Here is a 22,009-nt window from a genome sequence, read left to right on the forward strand (position 1 = left end):
AGAACTGAGGAATGTTTCATGACTGACAAGCCTGGTTACCGTCGCCCGCAGGAAGGCACCCAGCCGCCATACCTGCACCCGACCTACCAATCCACCAACCTGCGCTCGCCGTCAAAGCCGTTGGTGTTCCTGCCGCATTCGTTGTCGGAAATCACCGGGCCGACCATCGGCGCCGAGCGCGTCAATGAAAAGGACAACGACCTGACCGCCCAGCACCAGGGCGAGCCATTGGGTGAGCGCATCATCATTCACGGCCGTGTGCTGGATGAGAACGGTCTGCCAGTGCCGGGAATTCTGGTGGAGATCTGGCAGGCCAACGCCGCCGGTCGTTACGCCCATGCCCGCGACCTGCACGACGCGCCTCTGGACCCGAACTTCACCGGCACCGGCCGCACCGTGACCGACGGCGATGGCTGGTACCAGTTCCAGACCATCAAGCCCGGCGCTTATCCGTGGGGTAACCACCACAACGCCTGGCGCCCGGCGCACATCCATTTCTCGCTGTTCGGGCCAAGCATCCTGACGCGTCTGGTCACCCAGATGTATTTCCCGGGCGACCCGCTGCTGGCGTACGACCCGATTTACAACTGCGTGCCCGATACCCGCGCCAAAGAGCGCCTGATCGCCAGTTTCGATCTGGAAAAAACCATCCCTTCCTATGCCCTCGGTTATCGCTGGGACATCGTATTGCGCGGCCGCGATGCCACGCCGATGGAGAAATAAGATGACGCTGACTGCGACCACGTCCCACACCGTCGGGCCGTACTACCACATCGGCCTGACCTGGCTGAACCGCGAGAACCTGACCGTCGAACAAACCCTGGGCGAGCGCGTGGCGATCACCGGGCAAGTGGTCGATGGCAACGGCGATGTCGTCAATGACGCGATGCTGGAAGTCTGGCAGGCCAACGCCGCCGGAAAGTACGACCATCCCGAAGACGACCAGGACAAACCCCTGGACCCGAACTTCGAAGGCTTTGGCCGGGTGCCGGTAGATGCCGAAGGGCGTTTCCGTTTCACCACCATCAAGCCGGGCACGGTTGAAGGCCTCAAGGGCACGACCCAGGCGCCGCATCTGGTGGTGCTGGTGTTTGCCCGTGGTCTGGTGAAGCACTTGCTGACACGAATCTACTTCGATGGCGAACCGGCCAACGTGTCCGATCCGTTGCTCGAATGTGTGCCGGCCGAGCGTCGCGGTACCTTGCTGGCAAAGCAGGACGCGTCGGGCGTTTACCGGTGGAACGTGATTCTGCAGGGTACTGATGCGGAGACGGTGTTCTTCGATTATTGATCGAGCACAACAATACCTGTGGGAGCGAGCCTGCTCGCGAAGGCGTCGTGTCAATGCCATCAATGCGGAATGACACACCGCTTCGCGAGCAGGCTCGCTCCCAAAAGGAAGCAGTATTGCTGATCGATATGCGGAACGGGACTGTTGCAAAATGTGTCTAGACTCTCACGGTCCCCATAGAGTGAAAAATTATGACTACTCCCACGGCTATTCCCGCGCTCTACACCGGCGAAGAGCGCAGTAAACGGATCTTCGCCATTGTCGGCGCTTCGTCGGGCAACCTCGTCGAATGGTTCGATTTCTACGTCTACGCCTTCTGTGCCATCTATTTCGCGCCGGCCTTTTTTCCTTCAGATAACCCAACGGTGCAGTTGGTCAATACGGCAGGCGTGTTTGCCGCCGGGTTCCTGATGCGACCGATCGGCGGCTGGATCTTCGGCCGTGTCGCGGACAAGCACGGGCGCAAGAATTCGATGTTGATCTCGATTCTGATGATGTGTTTCGGTTCGTTGCTCATCGCTTGTCTGCCGACCTACGCCAGCATCGGGGTCTGGGCGCCGATCCTGCTGCTGTTCGCCCGTTTGCTCCAGGGCCTGTCGGTGGGCGGTGAGTACGGCACCACCGCCACGTATATGAGTGAGGTCGCCCTCAAGGGACAGCGCGGTTTCTTCGCCTCGTTCCAGTACGTCACGCTGATTGGCGGGCAATTGCTGGCCGTGTCGTTGGTGGTGATCCTGCAACAGTTCCTGACAGAAGAAGATTTGCGGGCCTACGGCTGGCGGATTCCGTTTGTGGTGGGTGCCATGGCGGCGTTGGTGTCGCTGTATCTGCGTCGGTCGCTGAAAGAAACCACCAGCAAGGAAATGCGTGAAAACAAGGATGCCGGCAGCATCCGTGCACTGTTTCGCGACCACAAGGCCGCGTTCGTCACCGTGCTCGGGTACACCGCCGGTGGCTCGCTGATTTTCTACACGTTCACCACCTACATGCAGAAATACCTGGTGAATACCGCCGGCATGCACGCCAAGACCGCCAGTTACATCATGACCGGCGCGCTATTCCTTTATATGTGCATGCAACCGTTGTTCGGCATGCTCGCCGACAAGATCGGCCGACGTAGTTCGATGCTGTGGTTTGGTGCCCTGGGTACGCTGTGTACCGTGCCGATTCTGCTGAGCCTGAAAAGTGTCAGCAGCCCGTTCGTGGCGTTTGTGCTGATCACCCTGGCCTTGGCTATCGTCAGTTTCTACACCTCGATCAGCGGTCTGGTGAAAGCTGAAATGTTCCCGCCCGAAGTGCGCGCACTGGGTGTCGGCCTGGCGTATGCGGTCGCGAATGCGATCTTCGGCGGATCGGCGGAGTATGTAGCTCTGAGCCTCAAAGCCGTGGGCATGGAGAACTCCTTCTACTGGTACGTGACGGTGATGATGGCGATCGCGTTCCTGTTCAGCCTGCGCCTGCCCAAGCAAGCGAAGTATTTGCACCACGACCTTTGATTCCTACCCGCGGGCCTGACCGGCCCGCACTTCCAGGGACTGTTTATGAACCAGCGACCGGGCAATCAATTGTTTGATGCCTATTTCACTGCACGCGATATGCGCGAGGTGTTCTGCGATCAGGGCCGGGTCCAGGCCATGCTCGACTTCGAAGCCGCGCTGGCCCGGGCCGAAGCGCGGGTCGGGCTGATTCCGCAAACCGCGGTGGCACCGATCGAAGCCGCGTGCCAGGCCGGGCATTTCGACTTTGCCGCCCTCGGCGACGCGATTGCCAGCGCCGGCAATTCTGCGATTCCGTTGGTCAAGGCATTGGGCAAGCAGATCGCAATGCAGGATGCCGAGGCCGAACGTTACGTGCATCTGGGGGCGACCAGTCAGGATGTAATGGACAGCGGTCTGGTGCTGCAACTGCGTCAGGCGCTGGCGCTGATCGACAGCGATCTGGCGCAACTGGGGCAGACCCTTGCTACCCAGGCCCAACGTTATGTGGCCACGCCGTTGGCCGGACGTACCTGGTTGCAACATGCGACGCCGGTCACCCTCGGCATGAAGATCGCCGGCTGGCTGGGGGCTGTCACCCGCAGTCGTCAGCGTCTGCAAGAGCTCAAGCCGCGTTTGCTGGTACTGCAATTCGGAGGCGCTTCCGGCACCCTCGCGGCGCTTGGTGAGCAGGCGATGCCGATTGCCCAGGCGCTGGCCGAAGAGCTGCAACTGAGCTTGCCCGATCAGCCTTGGCACACCCAGCGTGATCGCCTGGTGGAGTTCGGCTCGGTACTCGGGTTGATTGCTGGCAGCCTCGGCAAACTCGGTCGCGACATCAGCCTGTTGATGCAGACTGAAGCGGGCGAAGTGTTCGAACCTTCGGCGCCGGGCAAGGGCGGTTCTTCGACCATGCCGCACAAACGCAACCCGGTGGGCGCGGCGGTGTTGATCGGCGCAGCCACCCGTGTACCCGGTTTGCTCTCGACGTTATTCAGCGCCATGCCACAGGAACACGAGCGCAGTCTCGGCCTGTGGCATGCCGAGTGGGAAACCTTGCCGGAGATTTGCTGCCTGGTGTCCGGCAGCCTGAAGCAAGCGCTGTTGGTGACGCAGGGGCTGGAAGTGGACGCCGGGCGCATGGTCCGCAACCTCGATCTGACCCAAGGCCTGGTATTGGCCGAAGCGGTGAGCATCGTCCTGGCACAACGGGTCGGGCGCGACGCCGCGCATCACCTGTTGGAACAATGTTGCAAACGCGCCGTGGCCGAACAACGTCATCTGCGCGCCGTGCTTGGCGACGAGCCGCAAGTGACAGCCGAGCTGTCGGCTGAAGAACTCGATCATCTGCTGGACCCCGCTTATTACCTCGGACAGGCCCGTGCCTGGGTCGAGCGAGCGGTGGCTGAACATTCTGCATTGACTGCCTGAAGGAGATTGCTGTGGCTTTTGTACAACTCGCCGAGGGCGAACTGCATTACCAACTCGATGGCCCGGTGGATGCGCCGGTGCTGGTGCTGTCCAACTCCCTGGGCACTGACCTGCACATGTGGGATGCGCAAATTCCGGCGTTCACCGAACATTTTCGCGTGCTGCGTTTCGACACCCGTGGTCACGGCCAATCCCTGGTGACACCGGGGCCCTACAGCATCGAACAACTGGGCCATGACGTGTTGGCGCTGCTGGATGCGTTGCACATCGAACGCGCACATTTCTGTGGGCTGTCCATGGGCGGGCTGATCGGGCAATGGCTGGGCATCAACGCCGGCGAGCGCCTGAACAAACTGATCGTGTGCAACACCGCGGCGAGAATCGGCGATCCATCGGTGTGGAATCCGCGCATCGAAACGGTACTGCGTGACGGTAAGGCGGCCATGGTCGCCCTGCGCGATGCATCGATTGCCCGCTGGTTCACCCCGGACTTTTCCGAAGCCAACCCGGCGGCGGCCAAGCAAATCACCGACATGCTGGCGGCCACTTCACCGCAAGGCTATGCGGCCAATTGCGCAGCGGTGCGCGATGCCGATTTCCGCGATCAATTGGTCTCGATCAAGACGCCGTTGCTGGTGATCGCCGGCACCCAGGATGCGGTCACGCCACCGTCCGGCGGGCATTTCATTCAGGAACACGTGCCGGGTGCCGAGTACGCCGAGTTCTATGCGGCGCACTTGTCCAACGTTCAGGCCGGCGCGGATTTCAGCAATCGCGTACTGGCCTTTCTGCAGGCTCGTTGAGGAAAAATCCGTGGACGAGAAACAACGTTACGACGAGGGTATGAAGGTCCGTCGCGCCGTACTGGGTGATGCTCATGTCGATCGCAGCCTGACCACCCTGACCGAGTTCAACTCGGAGTTTCAGGAAATGATCACCCGCCACGCCTGGGGTGACATCTGGACCCGTCCGGGCCTGCCGCGCCACACCCGCAGCCTGATCACCATCGCCATGTTGATCGGCATGAACCGCGAGGGTGAGCTCAAACTGCACCTGCGTGCCGCCGCCAACAATGGCGTCAGCCGCGGCGAGATCAAGGAAGTGATCATGCAGAGCGCGATTTATTGCGGCATTCCGGCGGCCAATGCGACGTTCCACCTGGCGGAGTCGGTGTGGGATGAGTTGGGGGTTGAATCGCGGGAGTAAGCTTCGAGATTTTCGTTGCTTGAGCTGACGTCTTCGCGGGCAAGCCCGCTCCCACAAGGTTTTGCGTCATGCCCAGATCGTGTGGCACATACAAAACCTGTGGGAGCGGGCTTGCCCGCGATGGCGGCAGTGGGGTTTACAACAGGCTGATCGGATAGCTGATGATCACTCTGTTTTCGTCGAACTCGTTGTTGCTGTAGTCGCGGCGCATGGTCGAGTTGCGCCATTTCACGTTCAGGTCTTTCAGCGCGCCGCTTTGCACGGTGTAGCCCAGTTCGCTTTCACGTCCCCATTCCTTGCCATCGGTGATCGTGCCGGTGTGTACGTTATCGCCACTGATGTAGCGGTTCATCAGGGTCAGGCCTGGCACGCCGAGGGCGACGAAGTTGTAGTCGTGGCGCACTTGCCAGGATTTTTCCCGGGCGTTGTCGTAGCTGGAGTTGTAGCTGTCGTTGGCCAGGGTGCCGCCGCTGGTGCCGTTGACCCGCATCCACGGGCTGTCGCCGGTGAGTTTTTGCAGACCTACGTAAAAAGTGTTTCCACCGTATTTGGCCGAGAACAGACCGTACATCGTCTTGTTGTCCAGCTCGCCAGCGCGGGCGCTGCCGTCATCCTTGCCGTAGAAGAAACCCAGGTTGGCGCCCAGGGTCCAGTCGCCGACGGGCTGGCTGTGGGTCAGGTTGATGAATTGCTGGCTGTAGATGTCCTTGAGTTCGGCGTTCCACACACCGATCTGGGTGCGCTTTTCGTTGAACAGGTATTCGCCGCCCTGGAAATTGAACCGGTCCGAGGTGAACGCGGCTTTGCCGGTCATCGACATGTCATCCATGCTGCTGTCGTCGCGCGGGCTGTTCTGGCGGAACTGACCGCCGTAGAGCGTCAGACCATTGATTTCCTTCGAGGTGATCTGGCCGCCACGGAAGGTTTGCGGCAGCGAGCGACCATCGTCCGAGCGCAGGATCGGCAGCACCGGCATCCATTCGCCCACCTTCACTTCGGTCTGCGACAGTTTGGCCTTGAACGCCACGTTGGTACGGCCGAAGTTGTCCGCCGGGCGCCCATCGCTATCGAGCGGCAGCAGTTGCGTACCGCCGGTGCCTTTGCCGCCATCAAGTTTCACCGAGTACAACCCCAGCACGTCCAGGCCGAACCCGACGGTGCCCTGAGTAAACCCGGACTTGGCGTCGAGGATGAAACTCTGTGTCCATTCTTCAGCCTTGCCCTGCGCCTTGGTCGGGTTGGTGAAATTGCGGTTGATGTAGAAATTGCGCAGGTTCAGGTTGACCTTGGCGCCTTCGACAAAGCCCGGCTCCTCGGCCTGGGCGGGCAGGGCAGTGCTGGCCAGGGCAACGGCAATCAGGCTGGGAACAAAATACTGCGCGGTGGAAGGCGTCATGGGTTCGGGTCTCTCTAATTCTTGGGGATGAAACGGGGTAATGCCGCATCCGAAAAGGTGCAGACATGCAGTCGACATGCTGGGGTGAAGCCTGGGATCAACCGGACAGGGCGGGGCGCGGGGGCATGGTGTCGAACCTGTTGTTATTGGTTTTGTGGGTCGGATGGTGCGGGGAATGTACTGGATGGTTCAATTGCTGAAAGCGGGTTTTGGGCGATTATCGAACGTAAGATTGATCCGGGTTTTGTGCTGTATTGGCCGGCCCCATCGCCAGCAGGCTGGCTCCCACAGGTAACCGAGTTCTTGCAGAAAGAACGCGGTCGAATGTGGGAGCCAGCCTGCTGGCGATGAGGCCATAAAGAACAACACACTTTTCCCGCAACCAACAAAAAGCCCACCAATCGGTGGGCTCTTTGTTTTCACTGCGCTATCAGAACAACTTCAGCTTCGGCGCTTCTTCTTTCAACGGCTCGTTCTTCGCCGTCTGTTCGTTCCAGCCACCGCCCAATGCCTTGTACAGGTTGACCGCACTGACCAGTTGCGCCAGACGGTCGGTGATCAGCGCCTGTTGGGCACTGAACAGCTGGCGCTGGGCATCGAGGAAGGTCAGGTTGCTGTCGACACCGATGCGGTAGCGACGCTCGGCCAGGCGGTAGTAATCCTGGTTGGCGGTGACGAAGTCACGCTGCGCCTGTAACTGATGGGTGTAGGTTTCACGGGCGGCCAGGCCGTCGGCAACTTCCTGGAAGGCCGTTTGAATGGACTTCTCGTAGTTCGCCACGCCAATGTCTTTCTGGATTTTCGAGTAGTCCAGGCTGGCGCGCAGGCTGCCGGCGTTGAAGATCGGCAGGTTGATCTGCGGCTGGAACAGCCAGGTGCCCGAACCGCCCTTGAACAGCCCGGACAGGTCCGGACTCAGGGTCCCGGCATTGGCGGTCAGGCTGATGCTCGGGAAGAACGCAGCCCGCGCCGCACCGATGTTGGCGTTGGCGGCCTTGAGGTTGTACTCGGCTTGCAGGATGTCCGGACGACGCTGCAGCAGGTCCGATGGCAGGCCAGGCGGTACGTCGCTCAGCAGATCATCCGACAGCGGTTTGGCTGCTTGCAGGTTGGCAGGGATGCCGGTGCCGAGCAGCAGCACCAGACTGTTTTCATCCTGGGCGACCTGGCGGGTGTAGCGGGCCAGTTGCGCACGGGCGTTCTCCACCGAGGTCCGCGACTGCGCCAGGTCCAACGCCGAGGCGACGCCCACTTCGTTGCTGCGGGCGGTGAGCTTGTAGCTCTCCTCGAACGCGGCCAGGGTGTCCTGGGTCAGTTTCAGCAGTTCCTTGTCCGCCTGCCAGGTCAGGTAGGCATTGGCCACACTGGCCACCAGGCTGATCTGGGTGCTGCGCCGGCCTTCTTCGGTGGCGAAGTATTTCTGCAGCGCTTCTTCGTTCAGGCTGCGAATCCGACCGAACAGGTCGAGTTCATAGGCGCTGATACCGACGGTGGCCGAGTAGGAACTGGTGATGTCCGCCTCGCCGGTTTGCGAAGCATTGGCCGGAACACGCTGGCGGCTGCCGGTGCCGTTGGCCGAAACGGCCGGGAACAGATCGGCGCGGGAGATGCGGTATTGAGCCGCAAAAGCGTCGATGTTCAGGGCCGCGACACGCAGGTCACGGTTGTTTTCCAGGGCCACCTGGATCAGCTGCTGCAACGCCGGATCATGGAAAAACTGCTTCCAGCCTTGCTCTGCAGCCGCCTGTTCAGGCGCCTGGGCCGGCGAGTACGCCGGACCTTGCGGGTACTGACCTGCCACCGGAGCATCCGGCTGCTGATAATCAGGTATCAGCGAGCAGCCACCGAGCACGAAGGCGGCGACTGCCAGGGAGAGTAGCGACTTGCTCATTAGCCAGCCTCTTTAGAAGGTTCAATGGCAGCGTCCTGGTCGGCGACTTTGCGCTGGCCCAAGGACGATACGGTGACGAAGAACAATGGGACCCAGAAGATTGCCAGTACGGTGGCGGTGATCATACCGCCAATCACACCGGTACCGATGGCATGCTGGCTACCGGAACCTGCGCCCGTGGAAATCGCCAGGGGGACCACACCGAGAACGAAGGCGAGCGAGGTCATGATGATCGGGCGCAGACGCATGCGGCTGGCTTCGATCGCCGCCTCGCGCAGGCTGCGTCCTTGCTCGTGCAGTTCCTTGGCGAACTCGACAATCAGAATGGCGTTTTTCGCCGCCAGGCCGATGGTCGTCAACAAGCCCACCTGGAAGTACACGTCGTTGGACAAACCGCGCAGGCTGGTGGCCATCAGCGCACCAATGATCCCCAGCGGTACCACCAACATCACCGCGATCGGAATCGACCAGCTTTCATACAACGCCGCCAGACACAGGAACACCATCAGCAGCGACAGGGCGTACAGCGCTGGTGCCTGGGAGCCGGACAGACGTTCCTCGTAAGACAGACCGGTCCAGGAAATACCGACACCGGCCGGCAGCTTCTGGGCCAGGGCTTCGACTTCGGCCATGGCTTCACCGGTGGAATAACCGGGTGCCGGGGCACCGAGGATTTCCATCGCTTCCACGCCGTTGTAACGGGCCAGTTTCGGCGAGCCGTAGATCCACTCGCCCTTGGCGAACGCCGAGAACGGAACCATGGTGCCGACGCTGTTGCGCACGTACCACTTCTGCAGGTCTTCAGGGCTCATGCGCGCACCGGGGCGGCCTTGCACGTACACCTTCTTCACCCGACCGCGGTCAATGAAGTCATTGACGTAGCTACTGCCCAAAGCAATCGACAGGGTGTTGTTGATGTCGGCGATGGTAATGCCCAGGGCACTGGCCTTCTCGTCATCGATTTCCAGCTGGTATTGCGGTTCGTCGTTCAGGCCGTTCGGACGCACTTGCGTCAGCACTTTGCTTTGCGCGGCCATACCGAGGAACTGGTTACGGGCCTCCATCAGCTTGTCGTGACCGATACCGGCGCGGTCTTGCAGGAACACGTCGAAACCGGTGGCGTTACCCAGCTCCAGTACCGCCGGTGGCGCAAAGGCGAACACCATGGCGTCACGGAAGGTGAAGAAGTGCTGTTGCGCGCGGGCTGCAACCTTGAACACGCTGTTGTCGGCGTTACGTTCATCCCACGGCTTGAGCATGATGAACGCCATGCCCGAACTCTGGCCACGACCGGCGAAGTTGAAGCCGGTCACGGTAAACACCGAGTTCACCGCATCGCCTTCACCGCCTTCCTTGCCTGGACGCAACAAGAACTCACGCATCTCGTCCACGACCACCTGGGTACGCTGGGACGTCGAACCGGCCGGTGTCTGCACCTGGGCGAACAGTACGCCCTGGTCTTCTTCCGGCAGGAAAGCCGTCGGAATACGGGTGAACAGCCAGATCATGCCGACCACGATGAGGATGTAGGCCAGCAGGTAGGGTGCTTTTTGCGCCAGCATGTTGCCCACGCCGCGCTCGTAGCTGCGAACGCCACGGTCGAAGTTACGGTTGAACCAGCCGAAGAAGCCGCGTTTGGGCGTGCCGTGCTCGCCTTTCGGAATCGGCTTGAGCATGGTGGCGCACAGCGCCGGGGTGAAGATCAGCGCAACCAGTACCGACAGGGCCATGGCCGAGACGATGGTGATCGAGAACTGCTTGTAGATCACACCCGTGGAGCCGCTGAAGAACGCCATCGGCAGCAGTACTGCCGACAGCACCAGAGCGATACCGACCAGGGCGCCCTGGATTTGCCCCATGGATTTCTTGGTGGCTTCCTTGGGTGACAGGCCTTCTTCGCTCATCACCCGTTCGACGTTTTCCACCACGACGATGGCGTCGTCCACCAGCAAGCCGATGGCCAGCACCATACCGAACATGGTCAGGGTGTTGATGCTGAAACCGGCGGCGGCGAGGATGCCGAACGTACCGAGCAATACCACCGGCACGGTCATTGTGGTGATGACCGTGGCGCGGAAGTTTTGCAGGAACAGGAACATCACCAGGAACACCAGCGCGACCGCTTCAACCAGGGTGTGAACCACGCCCTTGATCGATTCGGTCACCACCGGGGTGGTGTCGTACGGGAACACCACTTCCATCCCTTGCGGGAAGAATGGCTTGAGGTTATCGATGGTCTTGCGCAGGGCTTTCGCCGTGTCGAGGGCGTTGGCACCGGTGGCCAGTTTCACCGCCAGGCCGGACGCCGGAGCGCCGTTGAACTGAGCGTTGATGCTGTAGTTTTCACCCCCCAGACCGACGTCGGCGACATCTTTCAGGCGAACCTGGGAACCGTCCTTGTTGACCTTGAGCAGGATCTTTTCGAACTGCTCAGCGGTCTGCAGGCGGGTCTTGCCGATGATCGTCGCGTTCAGCTGCGTGCCGGGCAGGGCAGGCAAGCCGCCGAGCTGACCGGACGAGACCTGGACGTTTTGTGCGGCGATGGCGGTTTTGACGTCAATCGGGGTCAGGTTGTAGTTGTTCAACTTGGCCGGATCGAGCCAGATACGCATGGCGTATTGGGAGCCGAATACCTGGAAGTCACCGACACCGGCCGTCCGCGAGATCGGGTCCTGCATGTTGGACACGATGTAGTTGGACAGGTCGTCCTTGGTCATGCTGCCGTCACGGGACACCACGCCGATCACCAACAGGAAGTTTTTCACTGCCTTGGTCACGCGGATACCCTGCTGCTGCACTTCTTGCGGCAGCAGCGGGGTGGCCAGGTTCAGCTTGTTCTGGACCTGAACCTGTGCGGTGTCGGAGTTGGTGCCTTGCTCGAAGGTCGCGGTGATGGTCATGGTGCCGTCGGAGTTACTTTCCGAAGACACATAACGCAGGTTGTCGATACCGTTGAGCTGCTGTTCGATCACCTGCACCACGGTGTCCTGTACGGTCTGCGCGGAAGCGCCCGGGTAGGTCACGGAGATGGCGATCGCGGGCGGCGCAATGCTCGGGTATTGGTTGATCGGCAGTTTGAGGATCGATAGTGCCCCGACCAGCATAATCACCAGGGCAATTACCCAGGCAAAAATCGGACGGTCGATAAAAAATTTCGACATGGTTTACTCCCCTTTGCCGACGGAAGCCTGTTCAGCTGCTTTCGCGGGGGCCGGGTTCCTTGCGCCAACGTTGGTCGCCTCACTGGCCTTGACTTCGATGCCAGGTTTGACGAATTGCAGTCCTTCGGTGATCAGGCGATCGCCGGCCTTCAGGCCGTCTTCGATCAGCCATTGGTTGCCCACGGTGCGGCTGGCCTTGAGCTGGCGCAGTTCGACCTTGTTGTCGGGACCGACGACCAGCGCGGTCGGGGAGCCTTTGAGGTCGCGGGTCACGCCTTGCTGCGGGGCCAGAATCGCCGCGCTGTTCACACCGGTCTGCAACTGGGCGTGCACGAACATGCCTGGCAGCAGGGTGTGATCAGGGTTCGGGAACACGGCACGCAGGGTCACGGAGCCGGTGGTCTGGTCAACCGAGACTTCGGAGAACTCCAGCTTGCCTTCCTGCTGGTAATGGCTGCCGTCCTCAAGGGTCAGCTTGACCTTTGCTGCATTGTCGCCGGCCTTCTGCAGGCGGCCGCTTTCCAATTCACGGCGCAATTGCAGCAGTTCGACCGAAGACTGGGTGACGTCGACGTAGATCGGGTCCAGTTGCTGAATGACGGCCATGGCTTCGGTCTGGCCGTTGCTGACCAGCGCGCCTTCGGTTACCGAAGAGCGACCGATACGGCCGGTCAGCGGTGCGTAGACCTTGGTGTAGCGCACGTTGATCTGGGCCGATTGCAGGGCGGCTTCCGATTGCAGGCGGTTGGCCACGGCGGTGTCGTATTCCTGACGACTCACGGCTTGCTCGTTGACCAGTTGCTGGTAGCGGTCGGAGATCGACTTGGTCGAGCGCAGGTTGGCCTCGGCGCTTTTCAGGGTCGCTTCATAGACCGCCGGATCGATCTGGTACAGCTGCTGGCCGGCTTTGACATCGCCGCCTTCCTTGAACAGACGCTTGAGAATGATGCCATTGACCTGCGGACGCACTTCGGCGATGCGGAACGCGCTGGTGCGGCCCGGCAGTTCGGAAGTCAACGTAAACGTTTGCGGCTGCAGGGTGACGACGCCGACCTGAGGCGGTGGTGCGGCGGGTGCCGCTTCTTCCTTTTTGCATCCACTGAGCAGCGATGCAAGGGCGACGGCGGCGACCAGAGCGGTAACAGCTGGCTTGAATTGCATGAAAATCCTCGGGTCAGGCGCGCAAAAAACGCACAAGAAAAGATGGAACGTTAAAAATGGGGTACCGGGTGGATAAGTAGCTTGCTAAGGAATATACTTACATTCACGGTTGTTTGTAAATACCTTGGCTGTGTACCCTCGCTGTTACAGAAGCCGTCGCAAGGTTCGATTTGTAGGCCCGGGGACGATGCCCAAGAACGCTCGCCCCACTTTTATTCAGCTGATATTCAGACATCGCTGAAGCACCCTGATTGAGGTTGTACTGCCATGGTCCGTCGCACCAAAGAGGAAGCTCAAGAAACCCGCAGCCAGATACTCGAGGCGGCCGAAAAAGCCTTTTTCGAGCGGGGCGTGGCCCGCACGACGCTGGCGGACATCGCGACCCTGGCCGGCGTCACCCGTGGCGCCATCTATTGGCATTTCAGCAACAAGGCCGATCTGGTGCAGGCCATGCTCGACAGCTTGCATGAACCCCTTGATGAACTGGCCAAGGCCGCGGAGAGCGAAGACGAACTCGACCCGCTGGGCTGCATGCGCCGGCTGCTGATTCATTTGTTTCATGAAGTTGCGCTCGATCCCAAGACCCGGCGCATCAACGAAATTCTGTTTCATAAGTGCGAATTCACCGATGAAATGTGCGATCTGCGCCAGCAGCGCCGGACCGCCAGCCTGGACTGCAACATGCGCATCGGCCTGACCCTGCGCAATGCCGTGAACCGCGGGCAGCTGCCGGAAGATCTCGACACCGCCCGTGCCGCCATCAGCATTCATGCTTATATAGACGGCCTGTTGTACCAATGGTTGCTCGCGCCGGACAGTTTCCAGCTGCACACCGAGGCCGAGCGTTGGGTCGATACCGGGCTGGATATGCTGCGTTTCAGCCCCAGCTTGCGTAAATGAAACAACATGCGTAATCGGCTTCTCGTGGTCAACCGTTGAGGCCGAAGATGAACGGTTCTTCACGTGCGCTACTGCAGAAGGGTGCTTTTATATACGCCTGTTCGGCAGGTTGACAGGTAGCAAGCTCGGTATTTTGTAGGGATTTTGTGTCCTCCCTGTGAGAAAGCGCGAATGCCGGGTGCAGAATCGATCCCTGTGGGAGCGAGCCTGCTCGCGAAGGCGGCCTGATAGCCGACTTGTCTCTTGCTGACCGGGTACGTATCCATTTCTTCGGTAACGGCCACTGGCGGTTTCGCCCTGACGGCCGACTCCCTTTGGCAAACGCCCCAAAGGAAGCAAAGGTCTCGCCCCGGCGTCCGGCCCCTCGCCAAGGCTCGGCGTTCCTTCGCTCCGGCATTCATCCGGGGACACTGCCCTCCGGTTGGCTTCGCTGCACCTACATGCAGCGTGTTCGACTACGTCGAACGGCGCTACGCGCCACTCCTCGGATAAACGCCTCCACTCAGCCTCCCGAAGGGGCGGGTGAATCAAAAGCAAGCGAGGCGAGCTGACACTCGACCTGCTTGGTGGGTGTACGCCGTCCCCTGCGGGAGCGAGCTTGTCGGGTCGCCGCATCGCAGCGATGGCGGCCAGGCAGCCGATCTGACTCTCGCGGGTTTACTCAATTTCCTGTGGGAGCGAGCCTGCTCGCGAAGGTCGTGAGCAATAACGCGTAAAACCAGATACCCCGCAGCGCCCTCGGGTATTTCGCGAGCAGGCTCGCTCCCACAGAAGCTGCGCCAAACCCAGTCAATAAAAAGCCCCGGCTCTCTGGAGTCGAAGCTTTCGAGTTCATGAGTTATCGCTATTACACGGCTTACTTACGATTGCGATCAGCCCCACGCTCCAACACCTTCGTCACATCATCGATCACGGCTTTACTCATCGCCGTCAGATAATGCGCCGCCCAGGCGTGGCGGTCGGTGTCTTTGGCATAGGCAGCATCCACGGTGAGTTCCCTGGCGAGGAACAACAGATTAGAGGCTTGGGCCAGCGCGTCTACGATGGGGACGTCTCGGCAGACGTGGAGCAGGGGTTGATTCGAGAGGTACAGGAAGGGGGTGAAACCGACGGTTTTCAGTTCTGAGGGTGAGGGCGGATTTGGTTTGGTCATGGTGTAACTCCTAAGCTTTTGGAGCTACCACGTTCGTTTCCAAGCGAATGGGTGGCAGCTGTGCGCAGGTTGGAAAACCGGGAGCTAAGGAAAACCGGCACGTCCGAAGACGTCCCACGCACAGCCGCCATGACAGAGGATTGCAGCCGAAAAACGGCTACGCTCATGTGGGCATGCTTTTGCTTTGCTCGACGGGTTTCCAAGCCCGATCGCTGAATGTTCAGCGACGCCCGGAGACTACCCCGTCAAAGAAAAGCGCAACAAGGCATCAAAGTGCCCAAAAGCGAGATTCGGAGTTTGCCTACAACCTCCTAAGGCGTCATCCGATATTTCGACACCTTAAATAAACGGAACTAAACATCAGGCGAAAAAACATTCCTCTTTGATCAGCAAGCGTACCGTCTTGATCGTTCATCTGTCCTCGGCTAGCAACTGTCCTTTGTCCTGGGACAGAGGACAGTTTGAGCTTTTGTGGACCAAGCGCTCTACGGCCAACGACCGCAGCCTCAGGTTGTCATGCGAGGCTTGTATTACCTGGATGATTTTACCCAAAAAAAAAGGTTCTTCACGGAATCCCGGGAAACACAGAAACAAGAACGCCGATTTGATTGATGATGTTCGTGCGAGCAAACACATCTAACAAACCGGCGTTCTTATGCGCGATATTAATACTTTCCTTCCTTTTTGGGAGGGCTTTTCTGTCGTCAACATCAAGCCTGATGGTGACGCCCTCCAGATTGATCTAGCACCCCACGCCACCCGATTCCCTTCCTGTGGCGGCTGCCAAAAAACCTGTTCAACCACTCATGAGTATTGCGAGCGAGTCGTTCGTGATTTGCCCATTCTTGGCCGTGCGGTACGCCTCAACGTTTTGCTCAGGCGAGTTGGCTGCCGCGATTGTGGCAAACGCATGGAGGCCGTCAGTTGGCTGGATCGCTATGCGCGCATGACGCGCCGCTTGGCCGATGCGGTTATTCAGGCTTGCGAGCGTCTTCCCACTCTGCACGTGGCCCAAATGTTTGGCCTGCATTGGGACACGGTTAGATTGCTGGAACGTCGCGCCCTACAGGCGGTATTGAGCGAACTGCCGAAGGCGCAACCACGACGTTTGGTGATGGATGAGTTCGCGCTGTTCAAAGGGCATCGCTACGCCAGCGTTGTTCTGGATGCCGACACACGACGGGTTCTGTGGATCGGCGAAGGCCGCAGCCGGGCGGCGATCAGACCGTTCTTCGAAGAACTTGGGCCAGAAGGTTGCGCCAAAATCGAAGCGGTGGCGATGGACATGAACACCGCTTTTGACCTGGAAGTTCGTCAGCACTGCCCGAAAGCGCGAGTGGTCTACGACCTGTTTCACGTAGTGGCCAAATACGGCCGAGAGGTCATTGACCGGGTCCGCGTCGACGAAGCCAACCGGCTACGTCACGACAAGCCGTCTCGCAAGGTCATCAAACAAGCGCGATGGCTGTTGCTGCGCAATCCGCAGAATCTGAAAACACCTGAACAAGAGGTTCACCTGCAGGATTTATTGGCAGCCAACCAATCACTGATGACGGTCTATTTGATGAAGGCTGAACTCAAAACACTCTGGGCACCGAGTACCGCCTGGGCTTGGAGATCGGCCTGGAAGCAATGGCTGCGCCATGCTCATGAAAGCGCAATTCCGGCCCTGATCCAATTTGCCAAACGACTAAAGGGTTACTGGCGGGGCATCGTAAGTCGGGTTCGTTGGCCGATGCACACCGGTCAGTTGGAAGGAATAAACAATCGAATAAAGGTCATCAAGCGGATGGCGTACGGTTACCGGGATAGCGAGTTTTTCTTTATGAAGATCAAGAGCGTCTTTCCCGGTAATCCGTGAAGAACCAAAAAAAAGCCCCGGCTCTCACGAGTCCGGGGCTTTTGCATTTCAACGGCTGACGATTACAACGTCGGGTAGTCAATGTAACCCACCGGACCTTTGCCGTAGAACAGTTCCGGACGTGGCTCGTTCAGCGGTGCATCGGCTTTCAGGCGTGCCGGCAGGTCCGGGTTGGCGATGAACGGGATGCCGAAGGCGACGGCATCGGCCTTGCCGGCGGTCAGCCAGGCGTTGGCGCTGTCCTTGGTGAAGCGTTCGTTGATGATGTACGGGCCGCCGAAGGCTTCCTTGATCTGTGGGCCGAGGCTGTCGTCGGCTTCTTTTTCGCGGGAGCAGATGAAGGCGATGCCACGTTTGCCCAGTTCGCGAGCGACGTAGGTGAAGGTTTCGGCCAGGTTGTCGTCACCCATGTCATGGGCGTCGGCGCGCGGTGCCAGGTGTACGCCGACCCGGCCTGCGCCCCAGACTTCGATCGCGGCATCGGTCACTTCCAGCAGCAGGCGGGCACGGTTTTCCAGGGAGCCGCCGTAGTGGTCGGTGCGCTGGTTGGTGCTGCTTTGCAGGAACTGGTCGAGCAGGTAGCCGTTGGCGCCATGGATTTCCACGCCATCGAACCCGGCAGCCTTGGCGTTTTCGGCGCCGACGCGGTAAGCGTCGACAATGTCGGCGATCTCAGCGGTTTCCAGCGCGCGTGGCGTCGGGTAGTCGGACAATGGGCGAACCAGACTGACGTGGCCTTTGGGCTGGATGGCACTCGGAGCGACCGGCGCTTCGCCGTTCAAGTAGGACTCGTGGGAGACTCGGCCCACGTGCCACAGTTGCAGGAAGATCTTGCCGCCAGCGCCGTGGATCGCCTTGGTCACGTTGGACCAGCCGCGTACCTGGTCGTTGGACCAGATGCCCGGGGTATCCGGGTAGCCGACGCCCATCGGGGTCACCGAGGTGGCTTCGCTGAGGATCAGGCCGGCCGAGGCGCGTTGAACGTAGTACTCGGCCATCAGCGCGTTGGGCACCCGACCTTCGTCGGCGCGGCAGCGGGTCAGCGGGGCCATGATGATGCGGTTGGCCAGCTCGATGTCGCCCAGTTTGATCGGATCGAAAATAGTCGTCATGAAATGCACCCTCGTGAGGTATCAGTGAGTTAGTAGGTAGCAGGAGCCAGTTCGGGATTACCGCTCTGACGGAAAGTGATCAGGGTCGCCACAAGGGCGAGTACCGCCAGGGCCGCTGCCGCCAGGGGCACGCTGGTCAGGCCGAAACCGTGGGCGATGACGCTGCCACCGACCCAGGCGCCCAAGGCGTTGCCGACGTTGAAGGCGCCGATGTTCAGGGTCGAGACCAGGTTCGGTGCCGCCTTGCCGTAGGTCACCACGTTGACTTGCAGGGCAGGCACGGCGGCGAAACACGCGGTGGCCCAGAGAAACAGGGTGATTTCAGTCGGAATCAGCGCGACGCTGGTCCAGGTCAGCACCGTGGACACCACGGCCATCGAGATGAAGACGCCGATCAGCGTCGCGGCCAGGCCCTTGTCCGCCAGCTTGCCGCCAATGATGTTGCCGACGGTCAGGCCCAGGCCGATGAGCATCAGGGTCCAGGTCACGCCACGGGGCGAGACGCCAGTGACTTCGCCCAACAGTGGCGCCACATAAGTGAACAGGGTGAACACCGAAGCGGCGAACAGCGCGGTCATGCTCAGGGACAACCAGATACCGGCGCCTTTGAGGGCACGCAGTTCGGCGCGCATGTCGAGTTTTTCTTCGTCGCGTTTGGCCGGCAGGAAGCGGATCAGGCCGATCAGTGCAATGACGCCGATCACGGTCACCGCCCAGAAGGTCGAGCGCCAGCCGGCTTCCTGACCGAGCGCGGTGCCCAGCGGCACGCCGAGGACGTTGGCCAGGGTCAGGCCGGTGAACATCAGCGCCACGGCCGAGGCGCGTTTGTTGGCCGGCACCAGGCCCGCCGCTACCACCGAACCGATACCGAAGAAAGCTCCGTGGCACAGGGCGGTGACGACACGGGCGAACATCAGCACGTTGTAGTCACTGGCCACCGCGCAGAGCAGGTTGCCGACAATGAAGATGCCCATCAACGTAACCAGGGCGGCCTTGCGCGGCAGCCTGGCGGTCGCCAGCGCCATGAACGGCGCACCGATGGCCACGCCCAGGGCGTAACCGGTCACCAACCAGCCGGCCCCGGGGATCGACACACCGAGGTCGGCCGCCACGTTGGGCAGCAGGCCCATGATGACGAATTCGGTCGTGCCGATGGCGAAGGCGCTTAACGCCAGGATGAGTAGCGAGAGGGGCATGATTGATTCCTTGTCAGCCGGCTGACGTTAAGGGTCAGAGCTCTTTACTGAAGATGCGGAGGAACTCCTGAATGGTTTCCTCGTTACGTTTGAAAAAATGCCACTGGCCAACTTTGCGGCTGCTGATCAGGCCGGCGCGTTGCAGGGTCGCCAAATGGGCGGACACCGTGGACTGCGACAGGCCGCAACGTTGATCGATCTGCCCGGCGCAAACGCCGTGCTCGTTGCTGTGAGACTGATCGGGGAATTCGACGGTCGGGTCTTTTAGCCAGTGCAGGATGTCTCGCCGTACCGGGTGCGCCAGGGCTTTTATAATTTCGTCGAGGTCAAGGTTCATGATCGGGGGCTCGTGATTAGTAAAACGCTATATCGCGATGAAGCGAACTTTAAATCGTTATTTCGCGATACACCAATATGATTTCGATCTGACGACTGCATAAATCGGTATATCGGGTTATAACGATGCGATGATTGTAAAGAATCAAAGGCGCAGTGCTAAGCTGCGCGGATGAACTATCTCGCACATCTTCACCTCGGTGGCCAGCGTCCCGCTCAATTGCTCGGCAGTCTCTATGGCGATTTCGTCAAGGGACGGCTGCAAGGGCAGTTCGACCCGGAGATCGAGGCGGCCATCCAGCTGCATCGCAGCATCGACGTGTTCACCGACCGCCATCCGTTGGTGGATGCCTCGTTGTCGCGTTTTTCCCTGACCCGCCGGCGTTATGCCGGGATCGTTCTCGACGTGTTTTTCGATCACTGCCTGGCACGGGACTGGGCTTTGTACGCGGACCGGCCGCTGGAGTTGTTCACCTCTGACGTGTACCGGGTGCTGTCCAGCCAGCCGCAACTGCCGGAGCGCCTGGCGCGGATCGCGCCGCACATGGTGGCCAATGACTGGTTGGGTTCGTATCAGGAGTTTGAAGTGCTGGAACAGGTGTTGCGGGGGATTTCGCGGCGCTTGACCCGACCCGAAGAGCTGGCCGGCGCGATGCAGGAATTGCGGGTGTTGTATGAGCCGTTGAGCGAGGATTTCCGGTTGTTCTATCCGCAGCTTCAGGCATTTGCTGCAAGGCCGCAGATTTAATGTGGGAGCGAGCCTGCTCGCGAATGCGGTGTATCAGTCGACATCAATGTTGGATGACAGACTGCATTCGCGAGCAGGCTCGCTCCCACAGGGGATCTTTGTTCAGGCTGCAATCGCAGGACGCATCGGGGCTTGTTGAGGCTCGACCACGGCGCCAAACAACGCTTTGTGCACCGCCTGCTGCGCTTCGAACGCCAGCACGGCACGCTCGCGGCCTTCGCAAGGGATCGGCTTGAGCAGATGAATCTCCACCGCGCCGCGGTCATTGGCAAACAACCGCATCAGGTGCGACAGCAAATCATCATCGCCAATGAACGGCGCCAGCGTATCGGCTTGGCCATCGCGCACATAACGAATTGCCACCGGCTGCAGCTTCACTTCTGAATCGATCGCCGCCGACAGCAAGCGACCGTGGAAAGTGCGCAGCGAACGGCCATCGGTGGTGGTGCCTTCCGGGAACATCAGCAGCGGATGCGCCTGTTGCAGGTGGCGGGTCATTTGTTTGCGGATCAATTGGCTGTCGCCCGAACCACGACGGATAAACAGGCTGCCAGCCTTGGCGGCCAGCCAGCCCGCCACCGGCCAGGTGCGCACTTCGGCCTTGGACAGGAACGACAGCGGCGTGAGCATCCCCAGCAGCGGTATGTCAGTCCAGGACACATGGTTGCTGACCCAGAGCATCGGCGCCCTCGGCAGTTCACCGTGCACAGTGACATCGAAGGGCAGGGCGTTACTCAGGCGCGCCATGAAAAACCGCGACCAGCGCTGGCGGCGGATCATCGAGTGAGCCAGGCCCAGGCGTTCGAACACGCCGAACACAGTGGCCATGCCCAGGCCGAGCGCAACCACCAGCAGCACTCGCGCGACTCGCGCGTACACGCGCAACCGGCGCATTACACAGCCGCCTTGAAGTGTTTGGCGTAGCGCGGGCAGAGTTCGTCGCGCTTGAGCAGGATGAACACGTCGGCGACCTGGAAGTCTTCGTCCCAGCACGGCTCCCCGCAAATCTTCGCCCCCAGGCGCATGTAGGCCTTGAGCAGCGGCGGCATTTCCGCGATGACGTTCGAGGGGATATCCAGGCTCGGCAGGGGTTTTTTCGGCTCGGCCCGCAGGTGTTCGGTGCACAGGTAACGTTCGCGCAGACGCTGCATGATCGCATGGGCCTGGATGCCTCCATCCTGCATCGGGATGCTCGCGCAACCCATCAAATAGCTGTAGCCGCCCTGGTTCAGCACTTCGGCCAGTTCGCCCCAGAGCACGGCGATGGTGCCGCCGTTGCGGTAGGCCGGGTCGACACAGGTACGGCCAATTTCCAGGATCGGGCCTTGCAGATGGACCAGGCCATGCAGGCTGAACTCTTCTTCGCTGTAGAATTTACCCAGGCTGCTGGCCGCTGTGTGGTCGAGCAAGCGGGTGGTCGCCACCAGGCGCCCGGTGTTCAAGTCGCGCACACCGATATGGGCACAGTGAACATCGTAGTCGTCCATGTCCAGACCCTGCTCGGCGCCTTTCAACTTGGCATTGAACTCGCCGCTGAACACGTTGAAGCGCAAAGCCTGTGCCTCTTGCAAAGCCTCGGCGCCCACCAGGCGTTCGGCTTGCAGGCGGCGTTCGTTGCCGGTGTCGCTGATGCGGGCGATCTGAGTCATGGCGAATCTCCGTGCGGGCTGCTCACCCGTCTTTGGGTTACA

General features: G+C 60.4%; 19 protein-coding genes. 9 read left to right on the plus strand and 10 right to left on the minus strand.

Annotated features, from left to right (window positions below; genetic code table 11):
- Positions 1-18 precede the first annotated feature (18 nt).
- From pcaH to pcaC, 6 genes are all read left to right on the plus strand, one after another.
- Positions 19-723 (plus strand): protocatechuate 3,4-dioxygenase subunit beta, encoded by a 705-nt coding sequence (pcaH, locus tag AC07ZE_RS07425; protein ID WP_207262850.1) that lies wholly within the window; start codon positions 19-21, stop codon positions 721-723.
- A gap of 1 nt (position 724) precedes the next feature.
- Complete coding sequence (pcaG, locus tag AC07ZE_RS07430; RefSeq protein ID WP_207262852.1) at positions 725-1,291, plus strand: protocatechuate 3,4-dioxygenase subunit alpha; 567 nt, start codon at positions 725-727, stop codon at positions 1,289-1,291.
- A gap of 191 nt (positions 1,292-1,482) precedes the next feature.
- The gene (locus tag AC07ZE_RS07435; RefSeq protein ID WP_207262854.1) at positions 1,483-2,787 is read left to right on the plus strand and encodes an MFS family transporter; all 1,305 of its coding nucleotides are present in this window, start codon (positions 1,483-1,485) and stop codon (positions 2,785-2,787) included.
- Between the two features lie 45 nt (positions 2,788-2,832).
- Entirely contained in the window at positions 2,833-4,197 is a 1,365-nt protein-coding gene (locus AC07ZE_RS07440) for a 3-carboxy-cis,cis-muconate cycloisomerase (protein ID WP_207262856.1), read from the plus strand.
- An 11-nt stretch (positions 4,198-4,208) separates the two neighbouring features.
- Positions 4,209-5,000 (plus strand): 3-oxoadipate enol-lactonase, encoded by a 792-nt coding sequence (pcaD, locus tag AC07ZE_RS07445; protein ID WP_207262858.1) that lies wholly within the window; start codon positions 4,209-4,211, stop codon positions 4,998-5,000.
- Positions 5,001-5,010: 10 nt separating this feature from the next.
- The gene (gene pcaC / locus AC07ZE_RS07450; protein WP_007976697.1) at positions 5,011-5,403 is read left to right on the plus strand and encodes a 4-carboxymuconolactone decarboxylase; all 393 of its coding nucleotides are present in this window, start codon (positions 5,011-5,013) and stop codon (positions 5,401-5,403) included.
- A 136-nt stretch (positions 5,404-5,539) separates the two neighbouring features.
- Here the strand turns inward: pcaC and AC07ZE_RS07455 are convergent, their stop codons facing one another.
- From AC07ZE_RS07455 to emhA, 4 genes are all read right to left on the minus strand, one after another.
- Positions 5,540-6,799 carry an OprD family porin gene (locus AC07ZE_RS07455; RefSeq protein WP_207262860.1) on the minus strand — a complete coding sequence of 420 codons (1,260 nt, stop codon included), beginning with the start codon at positions 6,797-6,799 and terminating at the stop codon, positions 5,540-5,542.
- 430 nt (positions 6,800-7,229) lie between these two features.
- Positions 7,230-8,690, minus strand: a complete 1,461-nt coding sequence (gene emhC, locus AC07ZE_RS07460) for an AdeC/AdeK/OprM family multidrug efflux complex outer membrane factor (RefSeq protein WP_207262862.1) — start codon at positions 8,688-8,690, stop codon at positions 7,230-7,232.
- On the minus strand, positions 8,690-11,851 hold the full coding sequence (gene emhB / locus AC07ZE_RS07465) for an efflux RND transporter permease subunit (protein ID WP_207262864.1): 3,162 nt from the start codon (positions 11,849-11,851) through the stop codon (positions 8,690-8,692). Before emhB ends, emhC begins: the two co-directional genes overlap by 1 nt.
- A 3-nt stretch (positions 11,852-11,854) precedes the next feature.
- Positions 11,855-13,012 carry an efflux RND transporter periplasmic adaptor subunit gene (gene emhA / locus AC07ZE_RS07470; RefSeq protein WP_207262867.1) on the minus strand — a complete coding sequence of 386 codons (1,158 nt, stop codon included), beginning with the start codon at positions 13,010-13,012 and terminating at the stop codon, positions 11,855-11,857.
- 267 nt (positions 13,013-13,279) lie between these two features.
- Between emhA and emhR the strand changes: the two genes are divergently transcribed.
- A complete protein-coding gene (emhR, locus tag AC07ZE_RS07475) occupies positions 13,280-13,912 on the plus strand; it encodes a TetR family transcriptional regulator (RefSeq protein ID WP_207262869.1) in 633 nt (210 codons plus the stop codon).
- An 856-nt stretch (positions 13,913-14,768) separates the two neighbouring features.
- Here the strand turns inward: emhR and AC07ZE_RS07480 are convergent.
- Positions 14,769-15,065 (minus strand): DUF3077 domain-containing protein, encoded by a 297-nt coding sequence (locus tag AC07ZE_RS07480; protein WP_207262871.1) that lies wholly within the window; start codon positions 15,063-15,065, stop codon positions 14,769-14,771.
- A 655-nt stretch (positions 15,066-15,720) separates the two neighbouring features.
- Between AC07ZE_RS07480 and AC07ZE_RS07485 the strand changes: the two genes are divergently transcribed.
- Complete coding sequence (locus AC07ZE_RS07485) at positions 15,721-16,926, plus strand: ISL3 family transposase (protein WP_207262873.1); 1,206 nt, start codon at positions 15,721-15,723, stop codon at positions 16,924-16,926.
- 62 nt (positions 16,927-16,988) lie between these two features.
- Here AC07ZE_RS07485 and AC07ZE_RS07490 read toward each other — a convergent pair whose 3' ends face one another.
- The 3 genes from AC07ZE_RS07490 to AC07ZE_RS07500 are packed head-to-tail and all read right to left on the minus strand — an operon-like array spanning position 16,989 to position 19,571.
- Entirely contained in the window at positions 16,989-18,038 is a 1,050-nt protein-coding gene (locus tag AC07ZE_RS07490; RefSeq protein WP_207262875.1) for an alkene reductase, read from the minus strand.
- A gap of 29 nt (positions 18,039-18,067) precedes the next feature.
- Positions 18,068-19,234: an MFS transporter gene (locus tag AC07ZE_RS07495; RefSeq protein ID WP_207262877.1), complete on the minus strand. Its 1,167-nt coding sequence runs from the start codon at positions 19,232-19,234 to the stop codon at positions 18,068-18,070.
- Positions 19,235-19,268: 34 nt separating this feature from the next.
- Positions 19,269-19,571 carry an ArsR/SmtB family transcription factor gene (locus tag AC07ZE_RS07500; RefSeq protein ID WP_175392598.1) on the minus strand — a complete coding sequence of 101 codons (303 nt, stop codon included), beginning with the start codon at positions 19,569-19,571 and terminating at the stop codon, positions 19,269-19,271.
- 171 nt (positions 19,572-19,742) lie between these two features.
- Here AC07ZE_RS07500 and AC07ZE_RS07505 point away from each other — a divergent pair, with 171 nt between their 5' ends.
- A complete protein-coding gene (locus tag AC07ZE_RS07505; protein ID WP_207262879.1) occupies positions 19,743-20,318 on the plus strand; it encodes an acyl carrier protein phosphodiesterase in 576 nt (191 codons plus the stop codon).
- Positions 20,319-20,420: 102 nt separating this feature from the next.
- On the opposite strand, the gene AC07ZE_RS07510 is transcribed toward AC07ZE_RS07505, so the two are convergent.
- Both AC07ZE_RS07510 and olsB read right to left on the minus strand, forming a co-directional pair.
- Complete coding sequence (locus AC07ZE_RS07510) at positions 20,421-21,212, minus strand: lysophospholipid acyltransferase family protein (RefSeq protein ID WP_207262882.1); 792 nt, start codon at positions 21,210-21,212, stop codon at positions 20,421-20,423.
- Positions 21,212-21,967 carry an L-ornithine N(alpha)-acyltransferase gene (olsB, locus tag AC07ZE_RS07515; protein ID WP_137807082.1) on the minus strand — a complete coding sequence of 252 codons (756 nt, stop codon included), beginning with the start codon at positions 21,965-21,967 and terminating at the stop codon, positions 21,212-21,214. The genes AC07ZE_RS07510 and olsB overlap by 1 nt, the downstream gene beginning before the upstream one ends.
- Positions 21,968-22,009 lie beyond the last annotated feature (42 nt).

It is taken from the genome of Pseudomonas sp. GW101-3H06 (assembly GCF_059424605.1).